This is a genomic window from Alteromonas sp. ABH2_165 (genome assembly GCF_056159945.1).
Genome location: NZ_JBSWWF010000001.1, coordinates 772,562 through 784,401, shown reverse-complemented (window position 1 = coordinate 784,401; position 11,840 = coordinate 772,562). Strand labels below are relative to the sequence as shown.

The window sequence follows — 11,840 nt, the reverse complement described above, 5'->3', positions numbered from 1 at the left end:
CAGTGTTTACACTTCTACCTTGTGCTCACCCTCGGTCTGATTTTCATTACTTAGCTTTTGGTACAGCCAGCCGATTCCCACCAGACTGAAGCCCAGACCAATGAATGAAATAGCACGATACAGCCCTTCTAGCTGTGCCGTATCAAAAATAAATACTTTAAGAATGATTACTGCCAAAAGACCGAATCCCACATTACGCAATGTGATTAACTGGCGGTGTTGACCGCCGAAGATAACTGCTACCGCGATGAGCAGCCACACGATTGAATACGTGTAAAGTTCTGCCTGTGGCATATTGTGACTGATGACAATATTCCCGGGATGGAATGCGCCACGGATCACGCCGTTAATATAGAAAAACAACAGCACGCCTCCCACAACACACGCCCCTTTTGTAATTTGCGTAGGTAATAATCTAGCCATCCCCATCCCAATAAGCACCAGCGCCGGTAGTAGCCACAACACAATCAGCCAGTTCAGAAACACACCATCGCCGGTGGCAATGGGTACAAAAAACGGGTTGTTATATCCAGATAACCCGACATGAAGTACTGCGGCAGCGGCAACGAGTAATGCGGCGTAACAGTGATAAATCCGAGACAAACTTTGCGCAAACCTAGCCCGCCACAAATAAACCGCAGACAAAATCAGCCAGTTACAGGCAAGGAGTGCACTTTCAGTGAAGGTCAGATCGGTAAAATCAGGATAATGCCCTACCAGCAAATAACTGGTTTCTGTGGTAAAGAACAGCGCGGTGAGATGCAATATGCCGCCATCCAGCCATTTCCGCAGACTGGTGGATGATTGATAAAAGCGACTTATCCCGAACAGTGCCACTACCATAGGAAGAATGATCAAGGTCCAGCGCACATCAATAACCGTTTCACCGGAGTACGTATCCAGCCAGGGTGCCATAGTTAGTCGTACGCTAACCGCAGTAAGCGCCACTTTATACACCCAGTCGGGCAACGAAACGCGGGCTTTCCAGCTCAGATAGCTCATGACTCCAATCTGAATTGCCAGCGCTAATGTAAGCGTGCCCGCATTCAGCAACATGGTCAGGCAAAGCGTAATGCAGGCATTGCTGAGTAAAGTGAGTGTAAGCTTTAGCAACGGAGCACTAATGCGCATGGAAACCAGCGCCGCACCAATAGCCAGCAACGTTAACTCTGCCGCCCACACGGGGTAGAGCACGACCGCAGCCTCGTCGGGTGCAAGGGCATAGCTAACGGCATACAGACTAACAGGCGCAATCACGAGCAACATCAAATAAGCCGGTCTCTGCCACTTTTTCAGCATAAACGCGCTGTACCACAGCATTGCCAGCGCGGCACTCTGAGCAAACAGGTAATTATGCGTGAATGGAAACAGGCTGTCCGAATAGTCGCCGGGGGAAGGCATGCGTACGAAGATAAACAATTGGAACAGTAGCCCCAAAAACGGCCAGGAGTCTAGCAGGCTGTTACGATTCGGCAGATAACATAGCACGACACCAATAATGAGTGCGCTCATGATCAGATAAACCGGTTCGCTGATGGTCGATAGGTAACCACACAACGCTATTAGCGGCAGAATGATCCCGGCCAGCTCTTTGCGCGGCATTAACAATGCTTTGACCGGTAATGTCTCGGTCATTACTTTATCTAAAGGCGAGAGCACTAACTCAGAAAGCGCGAACAGATAAATGGTAAAAAGAGTAAAAATAATAACGGCAGCAAAGTTGCTGGTATCAGCTTCCGCGCTGGCCCACAGCATCCATAATGTATGTGCCGCAAAGCTAAGCCACCATATCTTTCTCTGACGCACTGACTGTGCAATCCATGTAGCCGATGCCGACACTAACAAAATGTACGCATACAAGATAGCAATATTCGGCGAATCTGTACTCACCAACACGGGTACGATATAGGCGCCAATAACACCTATCCACGCCAATACCGGTCCAAAGCGTAGTGCCAGCCAGGTTGCAATAAGCGCGATTGCAGCGAGCAGAGCAAAACCTAATTCTGCACTGATAAAGTGGTAATAGTCGTAAGCCACCAGCACCATGGCAAAACAGGTGATTACCCCACCGCAGGCAATGGCTGCGCACACGTAAGGCGAATAGATGTGAAACTTCTCACGATAGCGGGATAAGTACTCCGCTGTGCCCACCAGTACAGTACCGAACAGGCCGCCTAATACGACGCGCAAACCCGGCGACAACAATCCGGCTTCAATAGAGTAGCGGGCAAGAAAAATACCGCCAATGGCCAGCACCAGACCACCCAACCAGAACAGGCCGTTTCCACGTAGAAATTGCTCAATGTCAAACCCGCTATCCCAGGGAGAGCTTTCTTTACTGTTCTCTGCTAATTTTTCCGACGGTAAAGATGGTGAAGACACGGAAGCAGGAACAGATACCGGGGCGGAAACAGGCGTTGGCGCGTTTGAAACTGTCTTCGGTGTAGTAGTTACCGGTGCATTTTCCTGCGGTTGCGATGTTGCAGTGGTACTGGGCTTTTCATCACCCGATCCTATTTTTTTATTCAGGCGGGTGATTTGGCCAGACTGTAAATTCACTAGATTTTTTAGCGTAGCAATCTCGCGGCGTAATTGGCGAATAGTGGAAAAATTCGCAAAAGACAGAAGTCCGCCAGCAAGCAGAAATAGAACAAATAACACTGCCAGGATCATGAGGCCATCCATGCCTACTCCTTATTGTTTGGGTGATGATTGCGCGGCAACGCGAAATATCAAAGTGCGTTAGGAATTATGACGTGTCGGGAACGCCTTTACCCTTACATTTTCAGATGCTCCAGTTTTCGCATTTAAAATATCAGCATAATACCTGGCGAATGGCATCGCTGTGAGGCCATGAGCGAACACAGACAATATGACACTGGCAAACACAATCTGTACGACGACATTTGCTATACCAATGTCGCTCTGCTCCAGCAAAAGTAAAACATAAAGAATTGATGCTAACCCGCGAGGCCCAAACCACCCTATGAAAATAATTGTCGCAGGCCGCAGTCCTGCACCAATTAACGATATGGCCACCGGCAACATTCTCAGAACAGTTAAAGATAGTACAGCATAGAGCCAAATCCGCCAGTTCAATATGCCACTGGTAAAGGCATCGGGCAATAATATCGCCCCAAACAGCAAAAAGACGACCAGACTTAGTAGTTGTCCTTCAGCCTCACCAAACCGGGCAGCCTCCTTTACAATGTGTTTAGCTCGAGTTGCCACCATTAAACCTGCGGTGAAGGCAGCCAAAAAACCATTCCCTCCAACAGCACCGGCTCCCGCGTAAGCCGCTAATGCCAACCCAAGGACGATAATTTGAGAGAATGCCTCATCCATCCACTTATTTTCTTTCGCTTTTTCTGCTGCTATAGCGCCAGCCATGCCAATTAGGCCGCCAACTAGAGGGCCCAAAATTACCTGTTCAGCCACAAATATCAACCACTCAGCAGCACCCTTCATTTCTTCAGAACCCAGCACGAAAGATGCGACTATCAGGAGTGCCGGATAAGCGAGGCCATCATTAAGCCCGCTTTCTACATTTAAAGCCTGCCTGACCCGCTGTGGCACAGCTTGATTCGAAACCACCGCTTGTCCAAGTGCCGCATCCGTTGGCGCTAGCGCAATTCCAAGCAAGAGTGACGCGCCGAAGCCAAGTGCTGGAAAAAGTCCCCAAGCAACGAGCGCACCTGCAAACATACATAAAGGCAGACCTATAGTGAGCAAACGGATAGGAATTCTGTGCTCCTTTGTCAGCGCGGTTACGTTTATCCGAGATGCATCGCAGAACAGGGTGACTACCAAGGTAACTTCGGCCAAAATATTTATCGCTTCGTTTTTTATCGAGAGATTGACTAGATCCAAGCCAGCGGCACCAATAAGCAACCCAAACCCTGTGAAAACAATGGGCCCGGTTATCGAACGATTGTCTGCTTGTCCAGAGACCAGTGCAAAAAGAATAACGCCAACAGCGACAATGAAAATGTCGGTATCTATCATAAAATAAGTTCTTCGTTATGGATGTACACTATCGCTGCAAACAAGCGAAACGCTGTAGTGCTTGAAAAAGTTGAAGCGTGATGAGTTTTGATTTAATCAATAAATGCAGTTACGGATAAACATGTACAACAGTTTACTCATTTTGCATCAACTGATTAAACAACACGCCCGCCTTGGTGCGATTTATCACACCTAGCTTGCGCAATACCGCCGAAACATGCTGTTTTACTGTCGATTCAGAGATATCCAGCTCGTAGGCAATTTGCTTATTAAGCAGTCCATCAGCAATCATTTTCAGTACTTTGAACTGGTGAGGTGTGAGTTGTGCCAGGCCTCTTGTAAACTGGTTATCAGATGTTGGCACGTTGGTGACAAGCGTATCGTTCCAGCCGGAGGGCAGCCATTGCTCGCCTTCGAGAACGAGTTCAACGGCTTTGGCAATCAATGGTAGTGGCGTAGATTTGGGAATGTAACCGCTGGCGCCTAGTGTGACCGAGCGTTCAATTAACACCGGCGACTCTTCTGCCGACACCACAACCACTAATACGTCAGGGTGGCGAGAGCGCAGTTCGGCCAAACCGGTTAGGCCCGCGTTACCTGGCATATTAATGTCGAGAAAAACCAAATCGATGTCGCTGTCCTTCTCAAGATGGGCAACAGCTTCATCAAGCGTTGCCACCTCGCTGATTTTTCCCTTTACGATATCATTCATGGCCTGGCGCATGGCGGCGCGGAACAAAGGATGATCATCGGCAATCAGTACATTGGCTTGCATAGTGTCAAACATTTGTGAAATCCATGTTACTGTGACCCAGAACGCAGAAGGAATCAAGCGATGAAATGAAAAACGGGCGACACTATGCCGCCCGTTTGCCTAAAGCGCTTTAACCCAAATCAAAAACGATAACCCACCGTCAAGTGTACAGTACGCGGGTCGCCATAATAGCCGGCCAGCGTAGTATCGTTACCCAGACCAACGCCGTAAGAACCATCGTCGTTGCGGGTAACAAAGTCATAACCCCCCACCAAATATTCTTCATCGGTGAGGTTCTTCACGTGCAGGCCGGCATACCAGTCACCTTCCATGCTTTCCCAGGTCACGCTGGCGTTCACCATGCCGTAGGCATCCTGCTTAATCAGATCACTGGCTTCAAATAACAGGTAATCGTCACGGTAGTAATAGTTGGCGTTAAATACAAAATCCCCCATGTCGGTCTGTATAAAATACTTAGCAGCAATATTCAGCGTATTTTCCGGCGTGCTTGCCAGGCCAATCAGTGGAGGCACGGCATTGTTTTCTTTAATTTCAAAATCAATGAAACCGTAGGCCACGTCAAAACTCAGGTTCTCAGTAGCAACGTAGGTCATTTCCAGTTCTGCGCCTGTTGCCGATGTTTCTGCGGCATTACGCAGACGCTGTAGCAGCGCCGTTGGATCATCAGAGTTACCTTCAATACCAATGTACTGGCGATCTTTGTGGTCATAGGAGAACAATGTGAGGTTAAAGCGCAGTTGGTCGGTCAGGTCACTTTTCATGCCCAGTTCGAAGGAATCCACCACTTCTGGATCGACGCCGGGCTCATTAAAGGTAGCACGAGGGTTAAAAGTACCTGATTTAAAGCCCTGAGAGTAACTGGCGAAAAACATCATGTCTGGCGACCATTGATATTCCACACCCACGCGAGGGGTGAAACGTGACCAGCTATCAACGGCAGGAGCATCGGGTACACCATCGCCGTCCGTGTCGGTGCCCAGCACCTGCGGCATAGACACGCCATCAGGGCGCACATAGCCATCGTACCAGCCACTTTCGGGATACAAATTATACAGTACTGTTCCATTGAAAACGGTTGCTTGTTTCTCTTCATCGGTAAAACGAGCGCCCAAAGAAACAGACAGTTTCTCTGTAATGTCATAGTTTAGCTGGCCATAAGCGGCAGTACTTTCACTGTTATTACAGCCAGACACTTCACGAGTAAAGCCAGTGGTGCCTTCCGGGAAGATCCCCAGCGCTGCGTAGTCACGACCCAGTACGCCTAGTACAGCATCGAATACGCCGCATGATTCGCCGTCGTAATAGTACAGGCCCCCTACCAGACTGAAGTGACTACCGGCATAATTGAACTGCAATTCATGGGTATCATTTTCATCTTCATAAATAGCCGGTACATCAAAGATATCCAATGCCGTATTATCGAAATCGATATTGGTTGGAGAATAACTTTCACGATGAGAACCGATGTATTTTAACTCCAGCGCATCACTGACATCGTAGCGCGCCATCCAGCTATAGCCTTCCAACTCAACCAAATTCCACGTTGGCATACTGGTATATGAGTCGTACACAGAATCTGGCACTGGCGCATCGGTACGTTGACTATCGATAAGGCGATAGCCGCCCTTGGCGTTAGATTTGTCTTCGGTTTTATCCCAACCAAAGCGCAGGAATAAATCGTCGGTGGGCTCAATTTCCAACGTCAGTCGGGCTGCCCATAAATCTTTGTTGTAGTTTTCACGATCTTGTCCGTCTAACGCACTTTGCAGGAACTCACCATAACCATCGCGGTTTAGATTCGCGTACCCAAACCCAAGGTACACTTTGTCTTCCATGATGGGATACTGACCCATCACCTTCACGTCTTTACGGCTGTAGTTGCCTACTGTGCCTTCTACTGTTAGTTCGGGCGATCCGGACATTTGTTTGGTGACATACTTCACTGCACCACCAATGGTGTTTTTGCCATAAAGCGTACCTTGTGGGCCGCGAAGTACTTCGATGCGCTGCACATCCAGTAAATCCAGCACGGCACCTTGCGGCCGGGCAATGTACATATCATCTACGTAAATTCCGACGCCAGGCTCATAACCCCACAGCGGATCTTGCTGCCCCATACCACGAATAAACGCAGTTAACGTCGAATTAGTCCCCCGACTAGTTTGCAATGTGGTATTGGGCGAAAACTGTTGAATTTCAGTTAAAACGCTAATGCCCTTTTCCGCTAACTCAACCGCACCAACGGAAGTAATTGCGACCGGGGTTTCTTGTAAAGATTCCACCGTTTTACGGGCTGTGACTTCGATGCGCTCGAGCTTGCCGCGGCTTGCGTCTTCAGTATCCTGAGCCAGCGCACTTTGGCTGCTTAGACAAGCGGTGGTGACGGCAACGGCGCAGAGGGTTCTGGCAAAGGTGTAGGGGTTGTGTGTCGTGTTCATGTCATGTCCCTTTTGATTGTTATCTGTTATCAATTCAGTGTCTGAAGCAGCGGTCTTTTTTAAGACTATGTTAATTTTTTGTTTTTGTGAGTAGTACCATCGTACTATGGGCAACACGCTGTTTTACCGACACAATTTAAAACAGTTCCTGAAGCAACTGCGGTCACAGATTGTTTTAAAGGAATCTTCAAATGATAAGTATGATTGGACTCACAGGCGGGCTAGCCCTGCTTATTGTGCTCACCATTCGTGGTATGAATTTATTCATTGCGGCGCCGCTTTGCGCTGTGATTGTTGCCCTCACCAGCGGTATCCCCCTTTTCAGTGGCGAAGAAAATTTCGTTAGCCTGTACATGAGTGGATTTTCAGGTTTTATCGCTGCCTGGTTTTTTATGTTCTTGCTCGGGGCTATTTTCGGAAAGTTCATGGAAGACACCGGTGCAGCAGACTCGGTAGCGCGCTGGATTGTAAACAAACTCGGTTTTAAACACGCCGTGTTGGCAATTGTGCTTGCCTGCGCCATTCTGACATACGGCGGCGTGAGCCTGTTCGTGGTGGCTTTCTCGGTGTACCCCATGGCATTGAGCCTATTCAAAGATGCCAACCTGCCCCGCCGCTTTATTCCCGCAACATTGGCATTTGGCTCGGTGACCTTCACTATGACGTCCGCCGGTTCACCAGAGATCCAGAACTGGATCCCGATTAAATACCTTGGCACCACACCTTTTGCAGCCTGGGAAGTCAGTTTGTTAGTGGCTATTTTTATGGCCACCTTTGGTTACTGGTGGCTTAAACGCATGATTAAAAAAGCCATTGCCAACGGCGAACGTTTCGAAGAGCGACCAGAAGATCCCAAGATCGAAGCGCGTGACTACCCGAATCCGATTACCGGCGTGCTCCCCCTGTTTGTGGTACTCGGCCTCTCTTTCCTATTGCACGATTCGTTGGCGCAATTAGCATTAATTGTGGCCTTAACCGGTGGCGTATTAACCCTGATGGTGCTCAACTTTAACTACTTCCACAACCTCGGGCGCGCAGTGAATGAAGGCACTACAGGCGCACTGGTTGCTATTGGTAATACAGCTGCAGTGGTAGGTTTTGGCGCTATTGCGAAAAACACCGAAGCCTTTCAGCAAACGGTTGAGATTATGACGCAGATCCCCGGCAACGAACTTATCGGCGCGGCGATTGCGGTAAGTGTTATGGCGGGCCTTACCGGCTCTGCTTCAGGTGGACAGGTCATTGTGCTGCCCCTCGTGGCGCCTCACTATATTGATCAAGGCGTGCAGCCCGAGCAATTACATCGTATTGTGTCTATCTCATCCGGCGCGCTGGATTCCCTGCCCCACAATGGTTACGTGGTGACGACCATACGCGCCATCTGCCGGGAAACGCATAAAGCGGCTTACGGCCCAATGGCGGCGCTCACTGTGGTGGTGCCGGTAATTGGTCTCGCTATCGCGATTACCATTTTCAGCATTTTTTGAGGCAATTATGACGAAACCGACTCTTAATCTTCATCTGGTGCTGGTATGGTCAATGGCAGTGCTAGCCTCGTTGTCGCAGACAGCCTGTGCAGCCACGCCTTCATCTCCAGAAAAGGTCACACTAATGACTGAAAAACAGGTATTTACCACGACTAACTTTAAAACCTACGGCGGAAAAACCATTCCGGAAGTAAATGTAGGTTGGGAAAGCTATGGTGAACTCAATGCGGCCAAAGATAACGTCATTCTGATCACCCATTATTTCTCTGGTAATTCTCACGCTGCCGGTCGGTACTCTGTCGATGACGCTGAACCTGGCTATTGGGATGCTATCATCGGGCCAGGTAAAGCCATTGATACCAACAAGTATTTTGTGATCAGTGTGGACTCACTGGTGAATATTTCGGCCTACGATCCGAACGTTGTCACCACTGGCCCCGCTTCTATTAATCCCGAAACAGGCAAACCCTATGGGCTGACTTTTCCCGTCGTGACTATCCGCGATTTTGTTAACGTGCAGAAGTTGGTGCTGGAAAGCTTAGGCATTTCCAAACTGCATGCCGTAGTTGGCCCTTCGATGGGTTCAATGCAAGCACAAGATTGGGCGGCGACGTACCCGGAATGGGTGCCGCGTATGGTGGCTGTTATTCCCGCAGCCCAGGCCGACGCTTGGACGGCCGCGGCATTAGAACAATGGGCCATACCTATTCGTTTGGATAAAAACTGGAATAACGGTGATTACACTCGCGAAGCGCCACCGAAAGGCGGACTGGTAGCCGCATTAATGAGTATTACCCTCCAAGCGCTGCACCCGGATTTCTTTAATCAGACCGGTCAGGCACTAGGCTATACGCCGCAAGAGCAAACGCCGCTGAACGATATCCACACCACCCATTCCATAGTGAACTGGTTGCGCGGTCGCGCCGAGGAGCGCGCCGACTTGATGGATGCCAATCACCTGCTTTATTTGGTTCGGGCAAACCAGTTGTTTGTTACCGGGTATGCGGGTTCTTTAGAGGCCGGCTTGAAAAACGTGAAAGCCAAAACCCTGTACCTTCCTGCGAAAACCGACTTGCTGTTGATGCCGTATATGGCTGAAAAGCCATACAGCATTCTTAAATCTCAGGGCAAAAATACACAAATTGACTATCTGGAAGGCGCACTGGGACACCTGGAAGGTGTGGCTGATATCAGCCAAAAAGCTGACCTGCTGCGGGCCTTTTTAAATGATGAGCCCCAATAACCTGAAATATCTAAAACCAAACACCCAATTAATAAAACGGAAGCCAACTATGCACGGACTGAAAATAAAAGCCTCTACCGCCCTTCTTACCGCCGCATTCAGTGCAACAGTCGCTGCACAGGTACCGCCATTGCAGCTGGATGTAGAACATATCACTGTGTCGGGCTTATCATCTGGCGGTTATATGGCTAACCAGATGCATATTGCGTATAGCGATTGGATCATTGGCGCCGGTATTCTTGCAGCAGGCCCTTACTACTGTGCTCAGGGCGACATCACGGTAGCACTTAGCCAATGCGTGGACAAAAGTGAACCGGCCATCGATACTGAAGCGCTTAACGACAAAGTGAAGACGTTGGCTGCCAATAAGAAAATCGCTGAATTGTCCAACCTGCAGAACGATAAGGTATGGCTGTTTCATGGCACCCGTGACGTAAGAGTGAACAAATCGGTTAGCGATGCACTTACCGCACAATATCAGGCATTGATGCCATCTGAACAAATAAAGTACATTGATAATAAACCGATCGCCCATTTATTCCCTACAAAGGATCGTGGCGGTCAGTGCATGTCATCATCCTCTCCTTTCATCGGCAATTGCGATTACGATGCCGCCGGCGAAATGCTCAACCACTTGATTGATGATTTAAAACCCGCCAGTGATTCCCTCACCGGCAAGGTAGTCAGCTTTAACCAGCAGAAACTCGGTGGTAAGAGCGCTGCCACGCTGGCAGAAAAAGGCTATGCTTATATTCCTGCCAGTTGCGCTGAAGGTGAAGACTGTCAGGTACACGTGAGCTTCCACGGCTGTAACCAATTCGCTGACACTGTGGGCATGGCTTATGTAGAACAAACCGGAATGAATCAGTGGGCAGACAGCAACAACATGGTGGTTGTTTACCCGCAGACGACGTCGTCTCTAGTTATGCCGTTGAATCCTCAGGGATGCTGGGACTGGTGGGGTTACACCGGTGAAGATTACGCCACACGCAGCGGAAAGCAGATCACTGCCGTTCGCAACATCGTTTTGGGATTATCATCTAAGTAAGGATTTATCATGGCTTTAAACATTTTTATCACCGGTGGTGCCAGTGGCATTGGCTACGGTATTGCCGAATCCCTTGCCTCCGAGGGTCATCATTTAATTATCGCCGACATTGACCTGGACGCCGCAGAGTCAGCCTCACAGAAGTTAAAAGATGAAGGCCATAGTGCCCAAGCCATCGAAGTCAACGTGTGTGATGCCAAGCAGGTTGCTGCATTGCCGGAAAAGCTCGGCGACGTAAAAGTCGACGTATTGATTAACAACGCCGGCATTCAGCACGTATCCAAAATTGAAGACTTTCCACCCGAGAAGTGGCAGCAGTTAATTAATATCATGTTGGTTGGCCCGGCCCTGCTCACTCAAGCGTTTCTGCCTGGCATGCGCGAAAAAGACTTTGGCCGCATCATTAATATAGGCTCTATTCATTCGCTGGTCGCTTCGCCGTTTAAGTCGGCTTATGTAGCAGCAAAACATGGTTTGTTGGGTTTCGCGAAAACGATTGCCCTTGAAACCGGCGACTGTAATGTCACTATCAACACCGTTTGCCCGGCTTACGTGAAAACCCCGTTGGTTGAAAAGCAAATTGCCGACCAAGCGCGAGAAAACGGCATTAGCGAAGAAGAAGTTATCAATGAAATCATGCTGAAGCCGATGCCGAAAAAAGCCTTCATCACGTTTGAAGAGCTCGGTGCTACCACCAAATTTTTGATGAGCGATGGTGCCCGCAACATTACCGGTCAGACCATGGTGCTAGACGGCGGCTGGGTTGCGCGCTAACCCTTTCTTTTTTCATAAAACTTGTGCTAATGTCCGAAAAAATGTAGCGGCAAGCGGGCATTAGCCA

8 protein-coding genes are annotated in these 11,840 nt (G+C 49.1%); 4 read left to right on the top strand and 4 right to left on the bottom strand.

Annotated features, from left to right (window positions below; translation table 11 throughout):
• Positions 1 to 6: 6 nt before the first annotated feature.
• From ACXAFQ_RS03470 to ACXAFQ_RS03455, 4 genes are all read right to left on the bottom strand, one after another.
• Positions 7 to 2,688, bottom strand: coding sequence for a DUF2339 domain-containing protein (locus tag ACXAFQ_RS03470; protein ID WP_474818168.1), 2,682 nt, complete (start codon positions 2,686 to 2,688; stop codon positions 7 to 9).
• A 57-nt stretch (positions 2,689 to 2,745) separates the two neighbouring features.
• On the bottom strand, positions 2,746 to 4,008 hold the full coding sequence (locus ACXAFQ_RS03465) for a cation:proton antiporter (protein ID WP_474818167.1): 1,263 nt from the start codon (positions 4,006 to 4,008) through the stop codon (positions 2,746 to 2,748).
• A 133-nt stretch (positions 4,009 to 4,141) separates the two neighbouring features.
• Complete coding sequence (locus ACXAFQ_RS03460; protein WP_474818411.1) at positions 4,142 to 4,783, bottom strand: response regulator; 642 nt, start codon at positions 4,781 to 4,783, stop codon at positions 4,142 to 4,144.
• Positions 4,784 to 4,902: 119 nt separating this feature from the next.
• Positions 4,903 to 7,221 carry a TonB-dependent receptor gene (locus tag ACXAFQ_RS03455; protein ID WP_474818166.1) on the bottom strand — a complete coding sequence of 773 codons (2,319 nt, stop codon included), beginning with the start codon at positions 7,219 to 7,221 and terminating at the stop codon, positions 4,903 to 4,905.
• Positions 7,222 to 7,412: 191 nt separating this feature from the next.
• On the opposite strand from ACXAFQ_RS03455, the gene ACXAFQ_RS03450 reads away from it, so the two are divergent.
• The 4 genes from ACXAFQ_RS03450 to ACXAFQ_RS03435 are packed head-to-tail and all read left to right on the top strand — an operon-like array spanning position 7,413 to position 11,773.
• The gene (locus tag ACXAFQ_RS03450) at positions 7,413 to 8,708 is read left to right on the top strand and encodes a GntP family permease (RefSeq protein ID WP_474818165.1); all 1,296 of its coding nucleotides are present in this window, start codon (positions 7,413 to 7,415) and stop codon (positions 8,706 to 8,708) included.
• 7 nt (positions 8,709 to 8,715) lie between these two features.
• Positions 8,716 to 9,951: an E22 family MetX-like putative esterase gene (locus tag ACXAFQ_RS03445; protein ID WP_474818164.1), complete on the top strand. Its 1,236-nt coding sequence runs from the start codon at positions 8,716 to 8,718 to the stop codon at positions 9,949 to 9,951.
• 49 nt (positions 9,952 to 10,000) lie between these two features.
• A complete protein-coding gene (locus ACXAFQ_RS03440; RefSeq protein WP_474818163.1) occupies positions 10,001 to 10,999 on the top strand; it encodes an extracellular catalytic domain type 2 short-chain-length polyhydroxyalkanoate depolymerase in 999 nt (332 codons plus the stop codon).
• A 9-nt stretch (positions 11,000 to 11,008) separates the two neighbouring features.
• On the top strand, positions 11,009 to 11,773 hold the full coding sequence (locus ACXAFQ_RS03435; protein WP_474818162.1) for a 3-hydroxybutyrate dehydrogenase: 765 nt from the start codon (positions 11,009 to 11,011) through the stop codon (positions 11,771 to 11,773).
• Positions 11,774 to 11,840: the final 67 nt, after the last annotated feature.